Origin of the sequence: Acidiluteibacter ferrifornacis (genome assembly GCF_009909615.1) — a bacterium.
Lineage (GTDB): Bacteria > Bacteroidota > Bacteroidia > Flavobacteriales_E > Vicingaceae > Acidiluteibacter > Acidiluteibacter ferrifornacis.
Genome location: NZ_WWNE01000012.1, coordinates 235712 through 261607 on the forward strand (window position 1 = coordinate 235712; position 25896 = coordinate 261607).

25 protein-coding genes are annotated in these 25896 nt (G+C 34.8%); 14 read left to right on the plus strand and 11 right to left on the minus strand.

Annotated elements, in window-relative coordinates; genetic code table 11:
* Positions 1 to 4 precede the first annotated feature (4 nt).
* Entirely contained in the window at positions 5 to 790 is a 786-nt protein-coding gene (locus GQN54_RS13160) for a phosphosulfolactate synthase (RefSeq protein WP_160634021.1), read from the minus strand.
* On the minus strand, positions 791 to 2203 hold the full coding sequence (locus GQN54_RS13165; protein WP_160634022.1) for a tetratricopeptide repeat protein: 1413 nt from the start codon (positions 2201 to 2203) through the stop codon (positions 791 to 793).
* Between the two features lie 163 nt (positions 2204 to 2366).
* Here GQN54_RS13165 and glmM point away from each other — a divergent pair, with 163 nt between their 5' ends.
* The 5 genes from glmM (at position 2367) to GQN54_RS13190 (ending at position 8341) form a co-directional block, all read left to right on the plus strand.
* Positions 2367 to 3782 carry a phosphoglucosamine mutase gene (gene glmM / locus GQN54_RS13170; protein ID WP_160634023.1) on the plus strand — a complete coding sequence of 472 codons (1416 nt, stop codon included), beginning with the start codon at positions 2367 to 2369 and terminating at the stop codon, positions 3780 to 3782.
* Between the two features lies 1 nt (position 3783).
* Positions 3784 to 4923: a cysteine desulfurase family protein gene (locus tag GQN54_RS13175; protein ID WP_160634024.1), complete on the plus strand. Its 1140-nt coding sequence runs from the start codon at positions 3784 to 3786 to the stop codon at positions 4921 to 4923.
* Entirely contained in the window at positions 4923 to 5699 is a 777-nt protein-coding gene (locus GQN54_RS13180) for an MBL fold metallo-hydrolase (RefSeq protein ID WP_207554902.1), read from the plus strand. Before GQN54_RS13175 ends, GQN54_RS13180 begins: the two co-directional genes overlap by 1 nt.
* 10 nt (positions 5700 to 5709) lie before the next feature.
* Entirely contained in the window at positions 5710 to 6918 is a 1209-nt protein-coding gene (locus GQN54_RS13185; protein ID WP_160634025.1) for a TCR/Tet family MFS transporter, read from the plus strand.
* A gap of 121 nt (positions 6919 to 7039) precedes the next feature.
* Positions 7040 to 8341 carry a T9SS type A sorting domain-containing protein gene (locus GQN54_RS13190; RefSeq protein WP_160634026.1) on the plus strand — a complete coding sequence of 434 codons (1302 nt, stop codon included), beginning with the start codon at positions 7040 to 7042 and terminating at the stop codon, positions 8339 to 8341.
* A 10-nt stretch (positions 8342 to 8351) separates the two neighbouring features.
* Here GQN54_RS13190 and GQN54_RS13195 read toward each other — a convergent pair whose 3' ends face one another.
* Complete coding sequence (locus tag GQN54_RS13195) at positions 8352 to 9113, minus strand: TIGR02757 family protein (protein WP_160634027.1); 762 nt, start codon at positions 9111 to 9113, stop codon at positions 8352 to 8354.
* A gap of 39 nt (positions 9114 to 9152) precedes the next feature.
* Between GQN54_RS13195 and GQN54_RS13200 the strand changes: the two genes are divergently transcribed.
* Positions 9153 to 9389 carry a hypothetical protein gene (locus tag GQN54_RS13200; RefSeq protein ID WP_160634028.1) on the plus strand — a complete coding sequence of 79 codons (237 nt, stop codon included), beginning with the start codon at positions 9153 to 9155 and terminating at the stop codon, positions 9387 to 9389.
* On the opposite strand, the gene GQN54_RS13205 is transcribed toward GQN54_RS13200, so the two are convergent.
* The 5 genes from GQN54_RS13205 to GQN54_RS13225 all read right to left on the minus strand — a co-directional run bounded on the left by GQN54_RS13205 (position 9386) and on the right by GQN54_RS13225 (position 14940).
* Positions 9386 to 9724: a translation initiation factor gene (locus GQN54_RS13205; RefSeq protein WP_160634029.1), complete on the minus strand. Its 339-nt coding sequence runs from the start codon at positions 9722 to 9724 to the stop codon at positions 9386 to 9388. The two genes, GQN54_RS13200 and GQN54_RS13205, sit on opposite strands and share 4 nt — an antisense overlap.
* A 5-nt stretch (positions 9725 to 9729) precedes the next feature.
* Positions 9730 to 10311 (minus strand): hypothetical protein, encoded by a 582-nt coding sequence (locus GQN54_RS13210; protein WP_160634030.1) that lies wholly within the window; start codon positions 10309 to 10311, stop codon positions 9730 to 9732.
* A gap of 67 nt (positions 10312 to 10378) precedes the next feature.
* Entirely contained in the window at positions 10379 to 13300 is a 2922-nt protein-coding gene (locus GQN54_RS13215) for a choice-of-anchor tandem repeat GloVer-containing protein (protein ID WP_160634031.1), read from the minus strand.
* 284 nt (positions 13301 to 13584) lie between these two features.
* A complete protein-coding gene (locus tag GQN54_RS13220; RefSeq protein WP_160634032.1) occupies positions 13585 to 14448 on the minus strand; it encodes a sigma-70 family RNA polymerase sigma factor in 864 nt (287 codons plus the stop codon).
* 93 nt (positions 14449 to 14541) lie between these two features.
* Positions 14542 to 14940: a hypothetical protein gene (locus GQN54_RS13225; protein ID WP_160634033.1), complete on the minus strand. Its 399-nt coding sequence runs from the start codon at positions 14938 to 14940 to the stop codon at positions 14542 to 14544.
* A gap of 143 nt (positions 14941 to 15083) precedes the next feature.
* On the opposite strand from GQN54_RS13225, the gene GQN54_RS13230 reads away from it, so the two are divergent.
* A complete protein-coding gene (locus GQN54_RS13230) occupies positions 15084 to 15830 on the plus strand; it encodes a TerB family tellurite resistance protein (protein ID WP_160634034.1) in 747 nt (248 codons plus the stop codon).
* Here GQN54_RS13230 and GQN54_RS13235 read toward each other — a convergent pair whose 3' ends face one another.
* Positions 15831 to 16058: a hypothetical protein gene (locus GQN54_RS13235; RefSeq protein WP_160634035.1), complete on the minus strand. Its 228-nt coding sequence runs from the start codon at positions 16056 to 16058 to the stop codon at positions 15831 to 15833.
* A 107-nt stretch (positions 16059 to 16165) separates the two neighbouring features.
* Here GQN54_RS13235 and GQN54_RS13240 point away from each other — a divergent pair, with 107 nt between their 5' ends.
* Positions 16166 to 16900: a rhomboid family intramembrane serine protease gene (locus tag GQN54_RS13240; RefSeq protein ID WP_160634036.1), complete on the plus strand. Its 735-nt coding sequence runs from the start codon at positions 16166 to 16168 to the stop codon at positions 16898 to 16900.
* A 9-nt stretch (positions 16901 to 16909) separates the two neighbouring features.
* Here GQN54_RS13240 and GQN54_RS13245 read toward each other — a convergent pair whose 3' ends face one another.
* Positions 16910 to 18481 carry an aryl-sulfate sulfotransferase gene (locus GQN54_RS13245; protein ID WP_160634037.1) on the minus strand — a complete coding sequence of 524 codons (1572 nt, stop codon included), beginning with the start codon at positions 18479 to 18481 and terminating at the stop codon, positions 16910 to 16912.
* 651 nt (positions 18482 to 19132) lie between these two features.
* Between GQN54_RS13245 and GQN54_RS13255 the strand changes: the two genes are divergently transcribed.
* From GQN54_RS13255 to GQN54_RS13280, 6 genes are all read left to right on the plus strand, one after another.
* Complete coding sequence (locus GQN54_RS13255; protein ID WP_160634039.1) at positions 19133 to 19846, plus strand: NRDE family protein; 714 nt, start codon at positions 19133 to 19135, stop codon at positions 19844 to 19846.
* A gap of 83 nt (positions 19847 to 19929) precedes the next feature.
* Positions 19930 to 21387: a sodium:solute symporter family protein gene (locus GQN54_RS13260; RefSeq protein ID WP_160634040.1), complete on the plus strand. Its 1458-nt coding sequence runs from the start codon at positions 19930 to 19932 to the stop codon at positions 21385 to 21387.
* Positions 21374 to 21832 carry a GNAT family N-acetyltransferase gene (locus GQN54_RS13265; protein WP_160634041.1) on the plus strand — a complete coding sequence of 153 codons (459 nt, stop codon included), beginning with the start codon at positions 21374 to 21376 and terminating at the stop codon, positions 21830 to 21832. The genes GQN54_RS13260 and GQN54_RS13265 overlap by 14 nt, the downstream gene beginning before the upstream one ends.
* A gap of 1 nt (position 21833) precedes the next feature.
* Complete coding sequence (locus tag GQN54_RS13270) at positions 21834 to 22982, plus strand: amidohydrolase (protein ID WP_160634042.1); 1149 nt, start codon at positions 21834 to 21836, stop codon at positions 22980 to 22982.
* Positions 22982 to 24127 (plus strand): alanine racemase, encoded by a 1146-nt coding sequence (gene alr, locus GQN54_RS13275; RefSeq protein WP_160634043.1) that lies wholly within the window; start codon positions 22982 to 22984, stop codon positions 24125 to 24127. The genes GQN54_RS13270 and alr overlap by 1 nt, the downstream gene beginning before the upstream one ends.
* A 7-nt stretch (positions 24128 to 24134) precedes the next feature.
* Entirely contained in the window at positions 24135 to 25205 is a 1071-nt protein-coding gene (locus tag GQN54_RS13280; RefSeq protein ID WP_160634044.1) for an alanine racemase, read from the plus strand.
* On the opposite strand, the gene GQN54_RS13285 is transcribed toward GQN54_RS13280, so the two are convergent.
* Positions 25198 to 25869: an SGNH/GDSL hydrolase family protein gene (locus GQN54_RS13285; RefSeq protein ID WP_160634045.1), complete on the minus strand. Its 672-nt coding sequence runs from the start codon at positions 25867 to 25869 to the stop codon at positions 25198 to 25200. The genes GQN54_RS13280 and GQN54_RS13285 overlap by 8 nt on opposite strands.
* Between the last annotated feature and the right edge of the window lie 27 nt (positions 25870 to 25896).

Genomic DNA, 25896 nt, shown 5'->3' on the forward strand with positions numbered 1-25896 from the left:
CTTATTATTTATATTCAGAAATCATTTCATCAGATAGATATTGGAAAAAGGTGTCACCTCTTAGGCCAATTCTCAACGTTTCCAAAGGAATAACTTCTTCGTAGCCGATGTTTCCTAAGTTCACGTTAGGACCTAATAATTTGATAAACCACACTTGTTGTGCTTTTATTGGTGCTTCCCAAAGAATTTTGTCCATTGGTACTTTTTTCAAAATTTTGTTCACCAATGCGCTGTGTGCAGTTCCATTTGGTCGGTAGATTCCTACAGTTCCACTTTCTCTAGCTTCTGCAATAACTTTCCACGAGCCTGCTTCTAGTTCTTTAGTCATCATACTGATCCATTTTCCTGGACTAATTAGAATGCCTTCTTCTTTAGATCCTACTTCGGATAATACAGTAAAATCTTTAGCTAAGGTGCTGATATATTTGCATTTTACATCGTGATTCATAACAATTGAACCGTCAGAAACTTCGCAGACTTGAAGTTTTAGCTTGTCCATTAACTTTCTATATTCATCAAACATCCCTCTGATAATAAAAGATTCGAAGAGTGTTCCTCCTAAATATACCTTTAGACCAGCGTCATGATACAATTTTATTTTCTGTTCAAGATTGTTTGATACATATGAAGTTCCAAACCCTAATTTAATTACATCGGTTAAATCACCAGAAGTTTCAATAAAGTCTTCTGCCTGTCTAAGGCTTAATCCTTTGTCCATCATCATGGTTACACCATTCTCTCTCGGTTTTGCCGTTCTTTCTGGAATAAACGGTAATTCAAAATTTTTCATCTATGATTTATAATAATCGATTAGTTCTAATACACTTGAGTTTTCTTTGATTTCAGGATAAATTTCAAATAAGATATCATGTCCGTCAAAATTTAATGCAAGCGCTTTATCTAGGTTGAAAAGAGCTTCTTCTTTTCTACCATATTTAATTAAGAATGCTCCATAGCTATAGAGCAATTTGTCATTTTTTTCTTGTATTTCAATGCCTTCTTGAAAAGTAATCATAGCAGAAGTCACATTACCTAATTGATCAAACATCCAGGCAAGGTCAGACCAAATATCTTGATTGTCAGGATCCAATTCTTTTACTTTTTCATAAGCTAAAAGCGCTTCTTCTAGAAATCCCAATTTAGCTTGTACATCACCAAATACATAATGAAATTCAGGATTGTATTCGTCTAAATCTATTCCTTTTTTGATGTAATGGATGGCTTCATGCAAATGTCCCATTTCATTATATATAGCGCCCATTCCTACCCATGCTTCCGCACAAAATGGATCTAACTGAGTTGCCTTTTTATAATAATGCAGTGCTTGCTGATTATCCTCTAATTTTTCATAGCATTCACCAATGTAGTAATAAGTCAATGATTCCGGAGATTCATGATCAAAGGTTTCTTTGAAGCATGCAATAGCCTCAGCATACATCTCCATATTTTCTAAACAAATGGCTTTACTGTAGTAAGCCGAAGCAAAGTCTTCTCGAATCGCAATTGAAAAGTCAAATGCATCAATGGCCTTTTCAAACAATTCTTGTTTCATATATGCAGCTCCCAAATTGTACCACCCTAAGTGGGAGTATGGGTCTTTATCGATATATTCTGAAAAAAACTGAATAGCTTTTTCTACTTGATTGCTGATTTCAAAACAAAAGTACAACTCATAAAGTGCAATTTCATTTTCAGGAAATTCATTCAAAATCAAACTTAAATATTCAATTGCTAAATCGTATTTATTCAAGTTTTCATATTCAAAAGCAATACTCATCAACATTTCTTCGCGCTCATGTTCATCAGCGTATTCCAATGCTTTTTTATAATTGTCGATGGCCTTTTCAGCTTGCCTTAATTGACTGTATGTGCTTCCTTTTAACTGAAATAAGTCAATGTTGTATGGCTCAAGTGCTTCTGCTTGTGCTAAATATTTCAAAGCTTGATTGGGTTTATGCATTGAAACAAAAACTTGAGCTTTATTAACCAGTAAAGTACTGGATTTAGGGTGTTGCATTAAACCAAAATCAATGACTTTTAAAGCCTGTTTTGGATTATTATGATCTAAATAATACTCTACCATCTCCTCGAATTCGTCTACGTCAAAATACAGCGACTCTTCATTGGAAACCATTTCTTCGAATCGTTTAACGGAATAATACTGTGAATCTTCTTCGTTAAATCGACTATTGCTCTCTTCCATAGGCGGTAAAAAAATAAAACAGATATTTCTGCTTTAAGTTAATGCAAAGTTATCAATAAACCGCAAAGAATAGGGGGAATCCCGTATTGTTTTGCACAAAGATTTAAACAAGATTGTACTTCATAAAATTGCTACTTTTGTGGCACAAAACTTTTTTAGAAGAATGACATTAATTAAATCAATTTCAGGAATTAGAGGAACGATTGGTGGAAAATCAGGTGATGGTTTAAGTCCATTAGATATTGTAAAGTTTGCTTCGGCCTATGGTACCTGGCTGCTTTCTAGACGAACAGATGCTAAACTAAAAGCTAAAGTTGTCATAGGACGAGATGCAAGAATTTCGGGTGAAATGGTAACAAATATTGTAGCTGGAACTCTCGTAGGTCTAGGTATCGATGTAGTGGATCTAGGACTTTCTACCACTCCAACAGTAGAAGTAGCAGTTACAGAAGAAAATGCGAATGGAGGGATTATTATCACTGCAAGTCATAACCCTAAGGAATGGAATGCATTAAAATTGCTGAATGAGAAAGGAGAGTTTGTAAGTGCACAAGATGGGGCTGATATTTTAGCGATTGCCGAAGCTGGTCATATGCAATATGCTTCTGTTTCTCATTTAGGACAATTGTCTCATGATGATACTTATTTACAAAAGCATATCGATATGATTCTAAATTTACCTTTGGTAGATAAAGAAGCGATAACGAAAAAGAATTTTAAAATTGTAATTGATTGTGTGAATAGTACAGGTGGAATTTTTGTTCCAGCGTTACTGAGAGCGCTAGGGGTGGAGGACATCGTAGAATTATATTGCGAGCCGAATGGCCATTTTCCGCACAATCCTGAGCCACTTCCAGAGAACTTAGTTGAAATTTCTAAGGCAGTAGAAAAACACAATGCGGATTTAGGTTTAGTCGTGGATCCCGATGTAGATCGTTTAGCAATTGTTTGCGAGGATGGTGAAATGTTTGGCGAAGAATATACATTAGTTGCTGTGGCAGATTATGTTTTAAGTAAAACCAAAGGGAATACAGTTTCAAATTTATCAAGTACAAGGGCTTTAAAAGACGTTACCTTAAAATATGGCTGCGAATACAATGCGTCAGCAGTAGGAGAGGTGAATGTAGTAGAAAAAATGAAAGAGACCAATGCTGTAATTGGTGGTGAAGGTAACGGAGGAGTAATTTATCCTGAACTGCATTATGGAAGAGATGCTTTGGTAGGTATTGCATTGTTTTTATCTCATTTGGCAAACTTTAAGGATAAAAATTGTACTAAATGTTGTTCTACCTTAAGATCAACATACACGAATTATTACATTTCTAAAAATAAAATTGAATTGACACCTGATATTGATGTCGATGTAATTTTGCAACGCATTCATGAGAAGTATCAAAAACAACCGATTTCAACTATTGATGGAGTGAAAATCGAATTTGATAAAGAGTGGGTACATTTGCGAAAATCCAATACAGAACCAATTATTCGAATTTACTCTGAAAGTGAGACGGCCTCTACCGCCGACCATCTTGCAGGAAAAATTATATCAGATATTAAAGAAATATTAAAAGAAAACTAAAATGAGAGTTTATCTTGACAACGCTGCTACCACTCCTGTGGATCCCAAAGTAGTAGAAGCAATGGTCCCAGTGTTGGCCAATACTTATGGAAATCCATCTTCAATTCATTCAAAAGGAAGAGAAGCGAAAGCCTTGATAGAAACATCTAGAAAGGCAATTGCAAAATATTTTAATGCTTCCCCAGCTGAGTTTTTCTTCACTTCGGGCGGAACAGAAGCAGATAACATGATTCTGCGCTGTGCAGTGCATGATTTGGGAGTTACCAGAATTATTACATCAGCAATAGAGCATCATGCGGTTTTGCATACTGCTGAAGAATTGGCAAAAACAAATGGTGTTGAGTTTGTGTTGGTGAATTTAGATGAAGATGGTGCTGTAGATTTAAATCACTTGAAGGCATTATTAGAAGATGAAACCCATAAAACTTTGGTTTCATTAATGCATGGTAATAATGAGATTGCCAATTTGTTACCTTTGGAGATGGTTGGTGAAATGTGCAAAGAGCACAATGCACTTTTTCACAGTGATACTGTGCAAACCATGTGTCATTACCGTTTAGATTTCAAGAAATTAAATGTACACTTTGCAACTTGTGCAGCTCATAAGTTTCACGGACCAAAGGGAGTTGGATTTATGTATGTCGATTCCAACTTTAAGTTTAATCCCATGATAACGGGTGGTGCGCAAGAGCGAAATGTTAGAGCAGGAACTGAAAACATTCATGGTATAGTTGGTCTGGCTAAGGCAATAGAAATTGCTCATGCAGATATGGAACATCACCAAGAGTACGTAACGGACTTAAAGCTGTATATGGTAGATCGTTTAAAAGCTACTATTCCTGGTATATCTTTTAATGGAAAATCTGCTACAAAAGATTCATTGTATACAGTGTTAAGTGTTTGCTTCCCACCAAATGATATGGGAGAAATGTTCTTGTATAATTTAGATATTGAAGGAATTTGCGCCAGTGGAGGTAGTGCATGCTCATCAGGAAGCAATGTAGGTTCACACGTTCTAAGAGCTATTGGTGCTGTTATGGAGCGACCTTCCATCCGATTTTCGTTTTCTAGATTTAGCACCAAAGAGGAAATTGATCACGTTATTACTGTTTTAAAAGAATTGTACGCAGTGCCGGCATAATGAAATCAGAGAAAATTACTATAACTTTTTTAGGGACAGGAACATCGCAAGGTGTTCCTGTTATTGCGTGCGACTGTGCCGTTTGCCATTCACAAGATCCTAAAGATCAGAGATTGAGAACTTCAATTTTAATTTCTACGAACGAACAAAACATAGTAATTGATACTGGTCCGGATTTCAGACAGCAAATGTTAAGAGAAAATGTTCAACGATTAGATGCTGTAGTGTTTACACATGAACATAAGGATCATGTGGCAGGTATGGATGATATTCGAGCTTTTAATTTTAAGCAAAAGGAGGACATGAATGTATTTGCTACTGATCGAGTGCAGGAAGCGATTAAGCGTGAGTTTCCTTATATTTTTTCAGAGAATAAATATCCTGGAGTCCCATTGGTGAGATTAAATACCATATCCAATCAACCTTTTGATATTAATGGGATTGAGTTTACTCCTATAGATGTGATGCATTATAAGATGCCTGTTTATGGATTTAGAATTAAAGATTTTTCTTACATAACTGATTGTAATTATATTCCCCCTAAAGAAAAGGATAAAATAAGAGGGACAAAGGTTTTAGTGATTGATGCACTCAGAAAAGAAAAACACATTTCGCACTTTAATTTAGAAGAAGCTATTGCATTGATTAAGGAAATGGAAGTAGAGCAAGCATACTTGATACACATTAGTCATTTGTTTGGAAAGTATGCCGATGAAATGCCGAAACTACCAGATGGTATTGAACTCGCATATGACGGATTAAAGCTTACCATTTAATAATACACATTTGAAAAATAGAAAAGCCTCCCTAACGTTCATCTTTATAACCATTTTGGTGGATGTCATTGGAATTGGAATAATCATTCCTGTTATTCCTTCGTTAATAGAAAAACTCAGTGGAGACGGATTAAGTGAAGCCTCAAGAATAGGAGGGTGGTTAATCTTTGCATTTGCTATTATGCAATTTTTGTTTGCTCCCTTAATGGGAATCTTAAGTGATAAATTTGGTAGAAGGCCAGTGTTGTTATTATCCCTTTTAGGATTGGGGATTGATTATCTCTTTCATGCATACGCACCAACTATTGGATGGTTATTAGTAGGAAGGGTGTTGGCGGGTATTACAGGTGCTAGTTTAACTGTTGCTAACGCATATATTGCAGATATCAGTACGCCAGAAAACAAAGCGCAGAATTTTGGAATGGTCGGAGCTGCGTTTGGATTGGGGTTTATTATTGGACCGGTGATTGGAGGTATAGCAGGTGAAATTAATGTGCAGTATCCCTTCTTTATTTCTGCTGGGTTGACTTTTTTAAACTTCATTTATGGATTTGTTGTTTTACCAGAGTCATTAGCACCTGAAAAGCGAAGGAACATTGATTTGAAAAGGGCAAATCCAATAGGTTCTTTAAAATTGATTCGTAAATATCCTATAGTACTCGGTTTAATAGCTTCTTTTTTTCTACTATATCTTGCAAGTCAAGCAGTTCAAACTACTTGGACATACTACAGCATGTATAAGTTTGCATGGGATGAAGCGATGGTTGGCTATTCTTTAGGAGTCGTAGGAATAATTGTGGCTGTTGTTCAAGGAGGATTAGTAAAGTATGCCGTAAAATGGTGGGGAGAAAAGAAGACCATTTATAGAGGTTATTTTTTATGGATTGTAGGTTTAGTATTATTTGCTGCTGCATCCCAAGGTTGGATGTTGTTTGCTTTTTTATTGCCTTATTGTTTGGGCGGTATTGCTTCTCCAACTCTTCAAGGAGTGGTTTCAAACCAAGTTGCAGATAACGAACAAGGTGAGCTACAAGGAGCATTAACAGCAACGATGAGTTTATCAGCAATTATTGGCCCTTTAATTATGACCAATTTGTTCTACGTATTTACCCAAGAGAATACACCCATTCAATTTCCTGGAGCTCCTTTTGTTTTGGGAGCTATTCTAGTCTTGATTAGTTTTTTACTTTCTAGAAAGTCACTCGATAAATTGTTCTAATTAATTATTGGAGTATTTATATGGCACTTCAATTGCTCATTCATTAACATTAAAATAATGTATTGATTAAATTTTAGATTTAAGTATGTTGTTTTAGAATAGGTTAAATAATTAGCAAGCAATGAAATACTTATTATCACTTATGGTTTTACTCAATTGTGTAAATTTTTTCCACAATACTGTAAACGCTCAATCAACTTGTAAACCATGCAATACTCCATCCGGAAGATATTTAGTAGATGTTTTTTCGGTAGAAGAGGTAATTAGAACCTCAGATATATTTTATGCTGATTCTTTGTCTAAAAATCCGAGAGCATTAAATTTTTATAGTGTTAAGGATTCTTGTGTATCCCGTCCTTTAATTGTTTATTTACCGGGGAGTGGATTTATAGATCGAGGAGCTAATCCAAAGAATAGTGATGTAGCGAATGCTAAAGCACTATATTTTGCACAAAAAGGTTACGCAGTTGCTGTTGTTGATTATTACAGAGTCGCTGATCCATACACCTCAGGATCCAAGTTTAATGGGGTTATGCATGAAGCTATGAAAGATGTTCATGCGGCAATACAATATCTAATAGGATATCATAAAACATTTAGAGTTGATACCAGTAATATCTTTATAATTGGAGAAAGTGCTGGAGGAATTGCAGGTTTAGGTGCAATCCTATCAGATGTAAACGGAGAGTTTATTGCGGAAGAAATACCATCTTATGTTTCTCCTGAGGATATTTCATTGAATCATGAGAGTTTATTTCCAAATAGAAAGGTTTTTATTAAGGGTTTTGCTGGAATAAGTACCTCCGCTCCAACTGCAGCCTTTTTTCAATTACGTGCTAGGAATGTTAATATCCCTTTACTTTTTATTCATTCAAATGGAGATAAAATTGTTCCATTTGATTCAACGACTTCTGACCTTTTTGAAGGTGCTCTAATTCAACCATTGTGTGGTCCAAAATGTATGCTAGATATAAAAATACGTGACAAAGGTTCAAATTGCTTTCAATTGAATGAAGTGGAGGATACAACGCATGATGTTCTTTCGAGACCAGTTGGAATTCAGTATTTAGTAGAAATGAGAAACTTTTTCTATGAACAAGTAAACTGTTATGATTGTGAAAGTTATCATAATAAATATTTGCCAGATGTAACCGATTCGTTAGGAGCAGAGTTTCCCATTGAGGAATTATCGAATGTTGTAATTTATCCTAATCCTGCTCAAAGTCATATTATAATAAAAGGATTAGTTCCATTAGAATTGTCACGAATCATCATTTATAATATAGCTGGAAAAATCATAGGTGATTATGAAACGACAAACGCTGTAAAGTGGTTAGACCTCTCAAATTATGAAACAGGATTATATGTAGTGAAAGTGTCGACAGATGAAAAAACAGTGATTCAGAAGTTCTCGAAGAATTAAATGTAAGTGTTCAGAATCCTTCAATTGCACCTAAGCCAAAAAGTGCGAAATCATATTTTATAGGATCGATAGCGTCAAATTCGGATAATCGATTAGAAATTTCTTCTACCGACTTCCAATCGTTTTGTTTTCTTTGAAGTAGTTCTAATTTACGACTCACATTTCCTGTATGAACATCTAAAGGTAGTTTTAAGTCTGCAGGGGAGAGTCGATTCCAAATACCAAAATCAACTCCTCGATTATCGCTTCGAACCATCCATCTAAGATACATGTTAATACGTTTTGCAGATGACCCCTTTAAAGGATCAGAAACATGCTTAAGTGTTCTTAAACTTTCTGCTTTTAGGAAGAAAAGCTCTTTAAATTGAGAAATATTTTCTGCTACATTCTTAGTTTGGGAGAGTGCACTTTCAAGTCCACCATGCTTCAAGTAGATATTTTGGAGAGAACTAAAAAACTGATTTAAATCTTGAGCATTGAATGTTCTATGAACAAATCCTTTCGTACGTTTTAAATCTGACTTCTTGTGATTGATTATGAAATCGAATGGTGCACCATCCATTAGTTGAATAATGTGTTTGGCATTCTTGATGATGCTTTTTCGTTGCCCCCAAGCTATTGTGGCAGCTAAGAAACCTGCTATTTCAATGTCTTCTTTTTTAGAGAATTCATGAGGAATAAGAATGGGATCATCATGAATAAAGTCAGGACGATTAAATTCATCTACTTTTTGCTCCATGAGCGCTTTTACATCAGAAATAGATAGAGTCATGAAACAATAGTTAATTTTGAATGTCCGTAAAGTTATTTGATGAACAAAATAAAACCTGAAGAGTTTAAAAAATTATCACTTGTACAAAGGTATAAGTTACTGCAAGAAAGGGGAAATTTTATTGCATCGCGTCAGCTTGGAGGCCATTTATGCCATCTTTTTGCAATTGATGGGTTCTATGTAGAAATGTATAAAGTGATAGGGATGAATCAAGTACAATGGATTGAGGTCGTTAAGAATGACCGAACTTTAGATTCGTATTTGGATAATTTTTAGCCTCCTACACGTTTAGCCTTATACTTAGCTTCATGCAATATTCCTAATATTTTCTCACGATGGTCACCTTGAATTAATATTTCTCCATTTTTAACTGAGCCGCCCACACCGCATTTAGATTTGAGCATTTTGCCTAAAGCACTCAAGTCTTCTGAAGTTCCAATAAAATTGTATACCAAGGTTACCGCTTTACCCGCACGCTGTTTTTTATCTAAAGTTACTTTTAAGTCTTGCTGTTGAGGAGGTAAAGTTTCTTGTTCTTCATTTTCTTCATAATCATAATTGAAATCAGGGTTGGTGCTATACACCACATTCTTTTTTTTATTCTTAGCCATCTAAATTATATTAATATGGGTGGTCTATTGGTTGGAAATAATTCTTTTAAAGTGGGGTCAGGAGTAATGATTTGATCTTTAAATCCATTCATTTCATCCAAAGATTTAGCAGAAATTAAGTGAATAATTTGATCCAGTACTTCACCAGAAATCGTATACGGGAATAATCCAAACACGAGTCGGTTGCCTTTAAACTGACCATAGATTTGGTATTCGTCAAGGTCATCAATAGATTTGTTGGTCACCACACAATGATTCAACCATTTTTCTGCTTCTAGTTGATTTTCTTCGATCATTTCTTGAAATCGTTTCTCAAGATTAACCTTTGATTCAAAAAACTCAGTAATATTTTTCTTAGACTCCTCACTCATCCTTGCTTGCATGATAGGGATGCACTCAAAACAAAGTGCATATTCAAAGATTGTATGAACCATTCCAGTTCCGGCTTTCTTGAATGCTTTTTCAATAATGTAGTCTATATCATCAGATAAGTCTGTATTACATAGAGCGCATGCTTGGATGGCCGCTCCTGTTAAATCGGAATGAAAAATGTGTGGAACTTCGCCTTTGGGGTCTAGAATAAACATGGTATAAAATTACAAAATGTTAGATAGCCTTCAAAAAGGTGTCTAAATAAGATTAAAATAGGAATAATTACATTTTTAAAATTTTTAGAATAGCCTTTTCTCCAGTTTCTGTTTTTATTGTAACAATGTAAAAGTTGGTAGGTAAATCATTTAAAAGTTGAATCTTAGTCTTTTTAAAGAAGCTTTCCTCTTTAATATAAGTACTATTTAGACTTCTGATTTCGACAGTAGTTTCTTCATAACATTTACGTAGATTTACCGTAAGGAATTGACTAGTAGGGTTTGGTCCAAATATTAAAGCCTCTTGGAAGCTATTTTCTAAAATTTCAGCATTGATTACCACTGCCATTTCCGAAGTATCTTTACAGCCCAATTGCTCTAAAATAACTCCGTAAATTCCGTTTTTTGAGGGTGAAAAAAATTGGTTATGAATCCCAACCTCAGAAGAGTCTCTATAGTCAATCCATGAATAACTAGCGTTATCAGCTTTACTTCTCAGTTCAGGATCACAGTTATCAATTCTTAAGTCAGGGTAGACATTAACTGAGACCGTACTATGAGGTGAAACAATAGGGCATCCTCCTTCACCTCTAACATGGTAGTTGTCTGACTGTTTTGCTTGAAGTTTAAAAACTCCGGTTGAGTTGCTTTGAATAAAATGGCCCTCATTATTGTATATACTCCACTTTTTTGCATTGTTTAGCGTGTCTAATTTTGAAATGCCTATCACAATAGTATCTCCAGTACAATACTTTATTTCTGAGGAGTTTAAGGTTGGTTTAGAAGCTGGTCTGCAAATTTCTGCAAGAGTTAAACCTCCTGAGGAAGGGTTGTTACCATCTGCTTTGTTGAAATCGAAAAGCTTTGTAATTGTTGAATTAATTGGATTGAATTTAAATATAGTTCCGTCTCCATATTTCCCACCTTTTGAACAGTACCCAAATATCATCCCATCGGGTGATTGTATAATGTCTCCTTCAGGATGTTCGCCATATAAAGTACTATCGAATTCAACTATTTTTATTATTGAATTTGTCAAATAGTCATATCTAAATACTCCACCTGTATTATTGTCTCCTTTAGATGAAAATGTTCCATAAATGTGGTTATTCACAATAGATTTGATGAGATTACTCTTTGGATGAGCAATTCCTGAATAAAACATTTCTGCTTTAACCGTAAATTTATCTTGCTTTAAATCATACTCTATTATTGTCCCCGCACCGAAAGAAGAATTGTAAAAGCTTCTTCCTTTCGCCCAAGTAGACCCATAAAACTTTCCATTATCAGCTTCTATAAATCCTCCATTAAAGTAATAATTACCCCAGGTGTTACTCTCTTTAACGACTACTTTAGAGGTGAAAGGGTCAATCTCTGTTACAGTGAGTTTATCGTTACCTGAAAACCCATAGATTTTGCCATTTGAAGCAGAAGTCAGGCTTCCATCAGGAGCATATACTTGTGAAAAGTGATTGGTACTTTTGTTATAATCAAATAATAGTTGAAGTTGTTTATTACTAACATCTAATAGGTACATTTTTCCATTATTGTTTGCGCCTAGACTTTTAGTTATCAGTATTATTTTGTTGTCAGTGTATTGATATAAATTCCCAATTACCGAAGTTTTATTCGAATCCGCTAAATGGAGAATCGTCTTTCTTGTTTTGGTTGCTGGATCAAATTCAAATACAGATCCTCTCAAATTTATTCCTCCGTATTCTGTATACCCATATAGTTTTTTATTGGCAGCTTGCACTAATTTGCCAATAGGAATTGCTCCCTCATATCCACAATTTAACTCAACTAAATTCCGATAGGAATGATTGGTCAAATCATAGCCAAATAAAACGTCACTGTAGCACCATCCTGAACGACTAATACCCAGAAAGTAGTTACTATTTATAAACAGGAAATCGAATTTTGGCTCTCGGTCTCCTGAGTTATTTTGAAAGTTTTTCTCAATCTTATAGGTTTCATTTATCATGTTAAAACTAACAATAGCTCCTCCATTATAGCTATTTACTGGAAAATAAAGTGTCTTATTTTCTCCTTCAGCAGGAATTCCAACCCCATTATAAGTATTTAAATTGGAAGGAAAATAATCGATTTTTTTTTGAGTAGGATTGTATCTGTATAATAACCTTCCTGTGACGCCATATATATTGCCGTCAGAAGCAAACATGGGACTTGTAGTAGGTATTGAGATGGATTCAGGGCTATTTGAAAAGTCATTAAGTACTTGAAAAGAATTGGTCAGATAGTTATACTCAAATAGTATTCCTTTGTTATCTTTCCCGCCACCTTTAGTAACACCATATAAAAGCCCAGATTTTCCTTCAATCAAATTTCCATTTGGATTAAATCCATTCGTTATATTAAAATGATGTAGTTCATTATAGGTATTAGTATTTAGATTGAATTCATAAATAAAGCCATTACCGCTACCCCGGGAACTTAGACCATATAATTTACCGTTAGACGCCTCAAGTAATTTCCCATCGTTTGAATGATAGGAGTTGAGAAGAAATTCATATAGAACTGTTAGTTGATTTGTGCTAATATCAAATTCAAATATTACTCCGTTACCGTATCTTCCATTATTTTTAGTTGTTCCGTATAATTTTCCATTCGACCCTTCAATTAAACCATAATTTGGTGCATAAGCAACTTCATAATCAAAGCCATAAAGACTTAGGTATTCATTTGTTGATGGATTGTATTGAAAGATTGTACCCATTCCAAAAGTTGAAATTCCATAAACTAGACCATTAGAAGCTCTAACTAATGATTTTCCAACATCCTTAGCCTCTGTTCGATAAAACTCATATTCCTTTGTGTGTTTTGATTGATTAGTATTTAAACTAAAAATTGTTCCACCATTGTGAGTTCCTCCCATTTCCGTTAATCCCCATAATTCAAGAGTTTGAGCATTGGAAGTATAAGTGTAGAATAGTATGTAAATAAAACAAATGATGTATTTTTTTGTCATACATTAGGTTTAGTGCTTGCTCAATAAGTTCTTTGTAAAAAGTCATTCCTTTAATTAGTTATGTCAAACAACTGTATTATTTAAAGGCGTATACGTATAAAGGAAGCTATGATTGAAAATTAGTAATAGATTAATGGTGTTGAGCTGGTTATTTCAGTTACGAAAGTAATCAAAAAAATACATGAAGAAGAGCAGGGTTACTTATCTATTAGCTGTTTATTAAACTGACAAAAAAAAATCGCTTCAGGGATACTGAAGCGATTAAAGAATAAAAATCCTATTCACTATAAATAAGTTTGAAGGTTTGTTTGAGAAGATACTCTTCTTAAACGTCTCAAACCTCTTTCCTTTATTTGACGAATACGTTCTCTTGTTAATCCAAAAGTGTTTCCAATCTCTTCCAGAGTCATTTCGCTAGAACCACCTAGTCCATAAAATAAACGAATAACTTCGGCTTCCATTCCCTTAAGGTATGAAAGGGTACGCTCAAGGTCTTTTGACAAAGATTCTTGCATTAAAGAATCTGTAGGGTCAGGGGTATCGCTATTTTCTAATACACTAACCAAACTATTGTTATCGTCATCGTTGCTCATAGGAGCGTCAATAGAAACTTGTTTTTTCGACATTTTCAATGACATTTCAACTTTTGCAACGTCCATTTCAGTTAAATCACTTAATTCATCAGCCGTTGGAGTACGTTCATTTTTCTGTTCAAATTCATTTGACGCTTTGCTAATTTTTTGGATTTCACCCAATCTGTTGTGAGGTAAACGAATAGTTCTTGAATTATCAGCAGCAGCTTTCAAGATACTTTGCCTAATCCACCATACTGCATATGAAATGAATTTAAACCCTTTTGTATGATCGTATCGTTTTGCGGCTTCAATCAAACCTAGGTTTCCTTCGTTGATTAAGTCTTCAAGGGTAAGTCCAGTATTCTGGTATTGTTTAGCCACAGAAATCACGAAACGTAGATTGGCTCTTACCAGTCTGTTTAGTGCTCTCTCATCACCAGACTGAATTTTAATCGCTAGTTCTACTTCTTCTTCTGCATTGATCATTTCTTCTTTAGAAACGTCTTGCAGATACTTCTCGAGCGATTTACTCTCTCTTTTGGTGATCTGTTGACTAATCTTTAGTTGTCTCATGTGTTATACCTTCTAAAAATGTTTACTTTAATATGACGTATTATCTCCAGCAATAATTGTACTAGATTATAATTTTTTAAGTTTTTTTAATGTTTAAATTCGAATCATTCTAATTTTTCCTTCAGAGTCGTCTCTTTTCCATTTCTTTGAATCAAAAATATAGGTCAAATAACGACTGTATAATCTCAATCTTTTTGCACCTTCTTTGTCATCATTCTCATTGGTGGGCTCCCCTGAAAATTCAAATTCTGATATTTTTGGATGTCTACTCTTATAATAACGTACAACTTCCACTAAAGTTGCCATTACTTTATAAACTTCTCCTCGATTGGTTAATGCATACTCTTCTCCATCAAATTCATCATTCAATACTCCGAATACGATAGAAACATTAAAAATGTTCGTCGATTTTCTACCAAACTTCACTTCATACTTTAATCCTGAGTCGGTGGTAAAGTAGAATGTAGATCCACTGTCAATCTGTGGAGCCACTATTTTATAGGGAGTTAGCAATATTTATTAATCAATTTGACTGCAAAGATAAAACAAATCTCCTTTTTTAAAAATTGTACAACAATTATTATGAGTTCTCTTTTCGCTTTGGTTATTTTTGTCACCAACCATAAAACAATAAAATGGCAGGATATAGTAAATGGATAGCAGGAGGATTAGGATGGGCATTTGGTGGACCATTAGGTGCAATACTAGGTTTTGCGGTAGGAAGTATGATAGATAAGGCTTCTACTGAAGTAGATACTGAATTTTATGCTGATAGGGAGCCTAGAAGGCCACGGCAAACACAAACAGGAGACTTTAGCGCAAGTTTGATTGTCCTAGCTGCAGCTGTTATGAAAGCTGACGAAAAGGTGTTAAAGAGTGAATTGAATTATGTGAAAGCATTCTTTGTGCGTCATTTTGGGGAGGCAAAAACCAAAGAGTTATTGGTTTTGTTGAAAAAAGTACTCGATCAAAACATTAACGTATATCAGGTGGGGCAACAGATTCGAATGAATATGAGGCAGGCCGATAGGTTGCAATTGCTTCATTTTCTCTTTGGTGTGGCAGGTGCTGATGGAAACTTTAGTGACTCAGAAGTAAATGTTTTAAATCAAATATCATCTGCTTTAGGCATCAACTCATACGATTTCCAGTCAATTAAGGCGATGTTTATCAAAGAAACTGCAGGGGATTATAAAATTCTAGAAATTGAAAAAAACGCTACGGATGATGAAATTAAAAAAGCATATCGAAAAATGGCAGCTAAGTTTCATCCTGACAAAGTGGCACATCTAGGAGAAGATATCAAAAGAGAAGCGGAGCAAAAATTCTTAAAAGTGCAAGAAGCTTATGAAAACATCAAGAAAATGAGAGGAATAAAATAGTTATTCGTCTTCTTTTCTTTCTTTTATTATAGGTTTGGAGGTTGTATCTTGTTTTTCTTTTACAAGGCTATAGGCTATCTGAAATAAAGAAAACTCATATTTTACTGTAGTTTGTTTTTGGCTTGATTTTTTAGGTCCATCTAACGGTTTTGTATTGGCACTTGCAAAAGCAGGTGCACTAAAAAAAAGTAAAATAGAGGTGGCAGGAATGAGTAAATGCTTTTTCATCGTTGCACTGATTTTTTAAGGCATAATATTACTATTTTTTATTCAATTCTAATATTGTAATTATATGGATGGTGGTATCTGTGCACAAATGGTAACTTTATATCTCAATGAATAAATCTGACAAAAGAAAGTTTTTTTATGCAATATTGTTTCCAACTATTTTTGTAGTAGTCGTTTGGTTTATTAAAGTAATTGAATTAAACCTAAACTTATCTTTTGCAGAATATGGTATTAGACCTCGAGAATGGAGTGGTCTTATTGGGATATTGCTTATGCCTTTTATTCATGGTGACTTCAATCATTTATTCAATAATTCTATTCCACTACTTATTTTGGGAAGTAGTTTGTTTTATTTTTATCGTCCTGTAGCTTTTAAAGTTCTTTTCTGGTCGATAATTATGAGTGGTTTATGGACATGGATTTCTGCCAGAGATAGCTACCACATTGGAGCAAGTGGTTTGGTATACAGCTTATTTGGATTTTTGTTTGTGAGTGGATTTATCAGAAAGCACTATCGGTTAGTAGCGATTTCGTTTCTTGTTGCCTTTTTATATGGAAGTATGATTTGGGGGATTTTTCCGATAGACTATAAGGTATCCTATGAAGGGCATTTTTGGGGGATGTTTGCGGGAGTAGTTCTAGCTTATATTTATAGAGAGGTTGGATTGAAAAAAGTAGAATACGTTTGGACCAATGAAGATGAACGTCACGAAGATGACCCTGATGCCTACTGGAATAAGCCACTGAATTCTCCTCCAACTAATAGATATAACTCTCCAATTAACACGGAAATCCAAAAAGAAAGAGAAGTGGTTTATCATTATAAACCTAAACAAGAATAGATGATCTGTTTAGGGGTATAACGACAACCGTTCCGCTCGATGCAGCGTAACAAAACCTCCGGGTGGATTAATCGCTGCTTCAAAAACAACAATTTTAGTGGCATAATCGATTTCAACCACTTTTCCACCAAATGAACTGCCATTATTAGTACTGAAACCTGGTGAAAAAAGTACATTATTCATAATTGGTAAATAATCCACATCAGAAACATAACGTGCGAAAGTTTGATCACTTCTTTGTTTACCATAGCTCCATATTTGTTGAATGGTTTTGTGGGTTTCATCGATTTTATATTCAACTACACGACTATAAGTAGTAGTGCTTTCATAGTTTCTATTGTCACCATTATCAAACAGCAAAAGGTTTCCGTTGGGCATTATTTTTGGAGCATGTTGATACCAAGGCCACTCAAAGTAAGGATGATTCTGATTGCCATTCAATACATTGGTGTCTATAATTTTTATGCCATTGTTATCCAATGGTGTAAGTAGGTATTTTGAGAGGTTGTTTTCAGTTCGACTTATTCCCCAGCCTTTATGCGTCGAAAGTATCCATTTGAGATTGTTTTGATCGTCCAGCTTTACAACTCCTTGGGTTCTCCCCGAAACAATGATGGTTTGATCGGTTAAATCTTCAATCACCGCATTTCCATGAAACCAATCTACCTCTGCATTTGAATTGTCGATAGCGGTTAACGCGGATCTATTCTCATCTAAGGATTCTTTTAAGTCCCACTCAGCACTAATACTACCGTTATTCCTATTAATTTCTATAACAAAATCTTCAATGCAATTTTTACCGTTTGCATGTTTACTGTTAGTTTTAGAGGTTGTTACCAAGAAATTTCCATTTGACTTCTCTTGAACATTGTGGTGGAATTTATGGTCAGATAACCCCCAAGATTGTATGACTTCGCCAAGAGGAGATACTTCGTAAATGGAATTGGAATTAATGTCACCAAAATAATAATTTCCGTTTTTAAGTCTTTCTATTCCGTTATCATAATTTAAAGAACTTAAAGTAGGATGGTTGGAAAAATCTAGTAGCCAACGAATATTACCTAAATGATCCATAATAAATGGTTTATGTGGAGTTCTATTTCCCCAATAGCTCACCAATGTCAAACCAGGTTCCATAGCTGAAGTGTTAACTTTATTTATTTTGATTTCAGGCATTCCGGGTGGTAAAGCTTCAGTCTTTACAAGGTGTATTTGTTGTTCGACCAGTTCTCCGCTAGTACTGTAATAATTAATATAAATGGTATTTAAAAAATCTGGATACAATCCTAGAATTGGAATCTTATGTTGTTGCTCGTAAGTTGAAAACACCTTTGAAAACTCATCTTGTCCATCTGTTCTAGAACGGATAATTATTTCTACTCGTGTTTTTTCATCAGTAGTGTAATAATTTAGTGCAGCTAGCGGGTTGGTGCCAAATGGGTTCAGGATTAAAGTGTCTTCCACAAACTCATCATTAGTAGATGATGGTAATTCTTCTAATACAATATCGGGCTCTTTCTTACAGGCATTAAAAATTAGCAACAGAAGTAGTGCAATTAGTACGTAGTTTTTCGTTTTCATACTCAATAGAAGCGAAAACTAAAGAAAATGTTGCCCGGAGAAATGAAAAAATTTGCAACCTACTATTAATCAATTGAGTAATATTTATAATATTGATTATCAAAAACTTAAATTAAGTGTTGTTGCCTACGTATTGCTAGATGTTGGAATTTGTAAGTTTATTCCTAATGGTATTTTGTGTTTGAAACATGGATTACTGTAGAATTAAATTTTGCTTTAATTCATATAGGTAATTCCAATTGATTTGAAAAAAGTATGTACATTTTTCTGAGTAAACAAAAATGGCGCTCCATTCGGAGCGCCATTGCATTGAGTTGGTTACTTACTTACCTGCTTTCTTCAAGCGTTTTTCTTCTCTTTTCTCTTTTAGCGTTTTAGTGGGTTCCTTTTTTACCGCTTTTTTCGCATCTTGTCCTTTTGCCATGATTTTAATCTTTAATAGTTTGATTTGTTTTTTTGTCAACGTACTTATTTTCAAATTGTCAAATAAGACTTGTAGTTGACCTTAAAACCTATGAAAATTTAAGTGTTTTTTGATTACTAAGGATAATTTTACTTCATTTATTTTAGGCATCACAAATAATTGATTGGTGTATGCTTTTGTTTGATCTTCCAATTTAAAATCCTAGTTGATTTATGTAATTTAGACACATGTGTACTTTAACCTATATTCCTAAACCGGAAGGAGATTTCTTGTTGACTTCTAATCGTGATGAGTCTCAAGAGCGTTTGCCAGCAACTTTTCCAGTTTATCAAACAATTATAGGCAAATCAGTCTTATTTCCACAAGATGGTAATGCTAAAGGAACCTGGTTGGCCCTCAGTGAGCATAGAGTGGTAAGTTTGTTAAATGGTGCATTTAAAAAACATAAACATGAACCACCTTATCGGAAAAGCAGAGGCATCGTTCTGTTAGATTGTTTTGAGTATACGAGTTTTGAACAGTTTACTTTTGATTATGATTTTAGTGGGATTGAGCCTTTTACAATCATTTGTTTGGATCAGATTCAAGACGAGATAGAAATGATTGAATTTCGTTGGGATGGTGTATTGACTCATTTTAAGCACTTAAAACCTGATCTTCCTCATATATATTCTTCGGCACCTTTATATCCTAAAGCCGTTCGATTACAGCGTGAAAGTATGTTCTCAAAATTTATGCAAGAATCGTCAACGCGGAATAGAGAAGAGATGGTTAAATTTCATCGATTTGGAGGTGACCAAAACCTACCAAATATCCGCTTAGATGCATCAAATTTTGTACACACAGTTTCAATTTCTTCAATAGAAAAAAACAGCAGAGGCTTAACTATGCACTATCATGACTTAAAGCAAGATGCAACGATTGTTGAAAAATTCAAATAATTGAATTTTAAACTGCTGTGTAGTTTACTTTATACTTTAGTTTATTATAAATACCTTTGTGAATCTACCAAAAAGTAGACGATTTGCACTGGATAGATGGCTGTATTTTTATTCTTTACATGCTCATTATGTTGGGCGTCGGATTTTTCTTCCTCAAGAAAAATCAAAACTCTGATGATTATTTTGTAGGTGGCAGAAACATGAGCAGCTGGCACGTTGGACTCTCTGTAGTTGCAACGGATGTTGGTGGAGGTTTCTCTATAGGGTTGGGAGGTCTTGGCTTTGTGATGGGCATTAGCGGTTCGTGGATGCTTTTTACCGGATTAATTGGAGCTTGGCTCAGTGCAGTCTTGCTGATTCCGAAGATAGCCGAAATGAACGACCGCTTTCAGTTATTGACTTTTCCACAAGTATTTGGCAAACATTATGGTCCCAAAGTAGCACTTTTAGCAGGATTGATTTCTTTAATTGGGTATACTGGTTTTTCAAGTTCACAGATTTTGGCAGGTGCAAAATTGGCATCAGCTTCCTTTCCAGCCTTAGATCTAACTACAGCTCTAATTATTATGGGGGTTATAGCTGTGGTTTATACAGTAATGGGAGGGATGAAGGCTGTGATTTATACCGATACTATTCAGTGGATTTTATTAATGTCTGGGTTGATTTTTATTGCCATTCCAATGGCTTATTTCGCAATAGGAGGATACGAAACAATTATTTATTCTGTAAAACCGGAGCTGCTGTCATTAACTAATTTTGAGTGGTCACAGCTCTTTAATTGGGCCATTACTATAATCCCAATTTGGTTTGTTGGGATGACCTTGTATCAGCGAATATTTTCATGTAAATCAAAGAAAGATGCCCAAAAGGCCTGGTTTATCGCAGGTTTGTTTGAATGGCCAATAATGGCGTTTATGGGTGTTCTGTTAGGTTTGTTTGCTAAAGTAGCAGCAGATCAAGGAATGTTCACTGATTTAGGTTTTGTTACCTCAAAAGGATTGGACCCTGAAATGGGTTTACCATTACTATTGAGTCATATTTTACCCGTTGGATTGATGGGAGTAATGATGTCAGCTTACTTTTCTGCTATTCTTTCTACTGCAGATAGTTGCTTGATGGCGGCTTCAGGAAATTTAACTACTGATGTTTTTGGCAAATTATTGAAGCAAAAAAGTCATCAAAGTGTGTTGAAATATTCACAACTATTTACACTTTTAATTGGTGCGTTTGCAATAGTATTAGCAATGAGCATGGAAAATGTGTTGGAATTGATGTTGCTGTCCTATTCTTTTATGGTTTCTGGACTACTGGTGCCTATATTGGGTCTTCTGTTTTGGAAACGAGTGAGTTCTAAAGCTGCAATAGCAGCTATGATTCTTGGTGGCGGTACCACAGTATCTCTAGAGTTATTTAAGGTGGCTTTGCCATTCAACATCAATGCGAATCTATTTGGCATCTTAGCTGCTTTAGTGGTATTTATTATAATTACGTTAACGGATAATAATTCAATTGAAATAAAACAAACAAATGGAAAAAATTAAACTAACTCCAAAAGTATTAAATTCATTCTCTGGTCAAGACTTATTTTATAGCAATCAGAAGATTGCTCAATTTTTAAATACTCATTTAGATGAATTTGGTGATAGTGTAGATGATATCCTAAAATGTTTGGACTATGTATTTGAAAAGAACCTAGGGAAAGGGGGATTTGTACTTTTAGGACTGATCGAGGAGGAGATCATAGGAGCAGTTGTTATCAATGAAACTGGAATGTCGAAATACATTCCAGAGAACATTCTTGTATATATCGCCGTACATCAAGATTACAGAGGAAAAGGACTGGGTAAACAATTGATGGAACAAGCGCTAAAACTAACAAAGGGAGATGTTGCTTTGCATGTAGAGCCTGATAATCCTGCTAAAAAATTGTATGAAAGATTGGGTTTTACCAATAAGTATTTAGAAATGCGTTTAGTTAAAGACTAATATGTTAACAGATTCATTTTTAAACAAACTGACTTTATTTCGACAAGAGTTACACCGATTTCCTGAAGTTTCTAATCAAGAGGAAAGGACTGCTAACCGGGTTGTGGAATTGGCAAAATCTTTTCATCCTGATGAAATAATAGAGAATGTTGGAGGATATGGAGTATTGGTCATTTTTAAAGGAAAAGATAATGGAAAAACCATCGCTTTTAGAGCTGAACTAGATGCCCTACCGATTCATGAAGAGCAGCATTCAAATGTGGAGTATACATCAAAAAAGAAAGGAGTTGCACATCTATGCGGGCATGATGGGCATATGACAATGGTTCTTTCCTTATTGGAAGAGTTGTCGACTCATCCGATTCAAAAGGGGAAAGTAGTTTTATTATTTCAACCTGCTGAAGAAACTGGGGAAGGAGCAGCACGAATGATAGAAGATCTTAGGTTTAAAGGTTTATCAATAGATGCCATTTATGGTCTTCACAATATACCAGGTATAGAACTAGGGAAGGTCTTGATACGGAATGAGCATTTTGCTGCGGCTTCCAAAGGATTAGTTATTCATTTTAAAGGGAAAACTGCACACGCTGCTGAACCAGAAAATGGTGTTAATCCTGCTTTTGCGATTGCAGAACTTGTGGGGTATATTCATCGATTGAATGAAAATTTTGAGTCCAAAGATTTTGCCATTACTACCATAGTTCATTTAAAGGTGGGAAAAGTGACTTTTGGAATTAGTCCCGCTGATGGAGTGCTTATGTTAACATTGAGAAGTTTTTTAAATGAGGATATGGATGCTCTAACAGCTAATATTCAGACTAAAGTAACCCAGCTAGCACAATCAGAACAATTGGAATTTATTATTGAAGAAACTGAAGTATTTCCAGCTACCATAAACCATGAAATTCATTCTCGATTAATTCGATCTGCAGCAGAAAAGCATCAAATTTCTACAGAAGAATTAGTTGAACCATTCAGATGGTCAGAAGACTTTGGACATTTTCTTAACGATACTAAAGGAGCTATGTTTGGCTTAGGCTCAGGTAAGAATCAACCTGCATTACATCACTCCAATTTTGATTTTCCTGATGAATTGATTCCCATAGGAAACCGCATTTATTCAACAATTATTCAATTAACCAATCGATAGTGTTTCAAACTTCATACATTGAACTCAGCCAGTCAGCTTTAGAAGAAAATTATAAATTCCTAAAAAGCGTAGTAGGGGAACAGACCCTAATTAGCACAGTGATAAAAGGGAATGCTTATGGTCATGGAATAGTTGATTTGGTTCCTATGGCAATAAAAGCTGGGCAAACTCACTTTTCGGTATTCAGTGCTGATGAAGCCAGACTATGTCGTGAAGTAGCTCCAAATGCAGAAATTATGATCATGGGAATGCTCGATAATGAAGAATTGGAATGGGCGATCACAAACAACATACAGTTTTACATTTTTGAGGTTAATCGTCTGGAGGAAGCTTTGAAAATTGCGAAAAAATTGAACCAACTCGCTCAAATTCATTTAGAGTTAGAAACAGGGATGAATAGAACTGGTTTGAGAAAGAAGGAAGTGCTCAAAGTAATCGAATTACTCAACCAGAATGAAAATTATATCTTAAAAGGAATTTGTACACACTTTGCTGGTGCAGAGAGTATTGGAAATTACGTTCGAATTCAAGAGCAGATAAAAAGCTTTAAAAAGCAACGCAAACAACTAGCTAAAGAGGGCTTAATAGCAGAGTGCTATCATACTGCTTCTTCTGCTGCTACTTTATCTTATCCAAAAACTCAAATGGATATGGTACGAATTGGAATTCTTAATTATGGATTTTGGCCTAGTACTGAAACATTTATTCATTATGTGAAAGATAAGTCAGATCGGACAGATCCACTAAGAAGGATTTTAAGTTGGAAAAGTAAAGTTATGAGTACTAAAACAGTCGAAACTGGTGAGTTTATTGGATATGGAACGACATACATGGCGAGAGAAAATATGAAAATAGCTACTGTACCAGTTGGGTATAGTCACGGTTATAGTAGATCATTAAGTAATCAGGGGCGTGTTTTAGTCAATGGTGAGCGCGTTAGTGTGGTCGGAATTGTTAATATGAATATGATGGTACTTGATATCACAGATATTCCAGACACCAAAAAAGGCGACGAAGTAGTTTTGATTGGAAACCAAGGTGATTATTCAATTTCGGTTTCTTCATTTAGTGAATTGAGTGATCAACTGAATTACGAACTACTAACACGCTTACCCCATAATATTCCTAGAAAAGTTATTAAATAAAGCAATTATGGCATTTATTACATTCGACAAAGAAAAGTTAAAGCACAATTATCAATTCTTAGATGATTTATTCAAATCTAATGGAATCGAATGGGGGGTAGTTACCAAATTGCTCTGTGGGAACGAACTCTTTTTAAAAGAATTAATACAGTTGGGGGTAGATGAAGCACATGATTCTAGAATTTCTAATTTGAAAACTATTAAATCAATCAATCCCAAAATCCAAACAGTTTACATAAAGCCCCCTGCAAAGAGAAGCATTAAACGAATTGTACAATATGCAGATGTTAGTTTTAATACTGAAATAGAAACTATTAGGATGCTTTCAAAGGAAGCTGTTGCTCAAAATAAAATCCATAAGGTCATCATCATGATTGAAATGGGAGATTTGAGAGAAGGGGTAATGGGAGAGGAGTTGATTGATTTTTATGGTGAAATTTTTCAATTACCCCATATCGAAGTTTCTGGAATTGGAACCAATTTAAATTGTTTACATGGAGTAATGCCCTCTCCTGATAAATTGATACAATTGAGTTTGTATGAACAATTGATTGAAGCTAAATTCAACAAAAAAATTCCTTTCGTAACAGGTGGAACATCAGTTGTAGTTCCGTTGTTGTTGCAACGAATGCTTCCTTCAGGAATCAATCATTTTCGAATAGGTGAAATGCTTTACTTTGGTAATAATTTATTTACCGAGGCTCCTGTTGTAGGAATGAAAACCGATGTTTTAAAATTATACACAGAGATTATTGAATTGACAGAAAAGCCCAAAGTACCAACTGGAACTTTAGCTGAGAACCCAAGTGGTGAAATGGTGGAAATAAACCCTGAGGATTACGGAAAAACTTCTTATCGTGCGATACTGGATGTGGGATTGTTGGACATTCATCCGGATTTTTTAATTTCAAATCATGATGACATTAAAATTGTTGGGGCAAGTTCAGATATGTTGGTTATAGATCTGGGAGCGGATGAAGGTGCATATAAAGTGGGAGACTTAGTTTCCTTTGATTTGAAATATATGGGAGCCTTAAGTTTATTAAATAGCGATTACATTGAAAAAAAACTTATCTAGGTTTTAAAGCTTCATATACATGTGGATAAATAATTCCTTCCCACAATAAATACTCTTTAGCAGATGGATGTAATCCATCTGCACTGACTAATTCAGGATTGTCTTTCATTGCTTGAGTGGTCGGAAATATATCAATAACAGTTACTCCATACATTTCACCTGCTTTTTTAATGATTTCATTAAACTCCGATATTCCTGCGGTAATGTCTCTTCCTTTGCTATATTCAGGCCCTTTGGGTGTAGCTGAAAAATCCGGGATTGTGATTAAAAATAATCGATCGGAAGAAAGCGTTTCCAAAAGGGTTTCTACAATGTAATTTAAATTACTTTCAAAAATACCAATTTGAACACCTTGCACCCAGTCATTAACTCCAATCAAAACTGTTGCAAAGTTGGCCTCTGCATTGGTAAAAACTGCCATTTCATTATCGATTAATTGCTGAGAAGTATAGCCAGTTTTAGACGGGTTAGCCACCAAAGTAATGTCCACATCTTTCTTATTAAGGTGTTTGGTTAACACATTCGGCCAACATTCACTTGTGTTAACACCTTCACAGATTGTGTAAGAATCTCCAAGAGCCACATAGCGTATTGTATTAGATGATTGTGCCATGGAAATTAAATATGCAACTGAAAAACAGATTGTTAATATTAATTTTTTCATACTGTATGATGTTTGGAGATGTTTGTG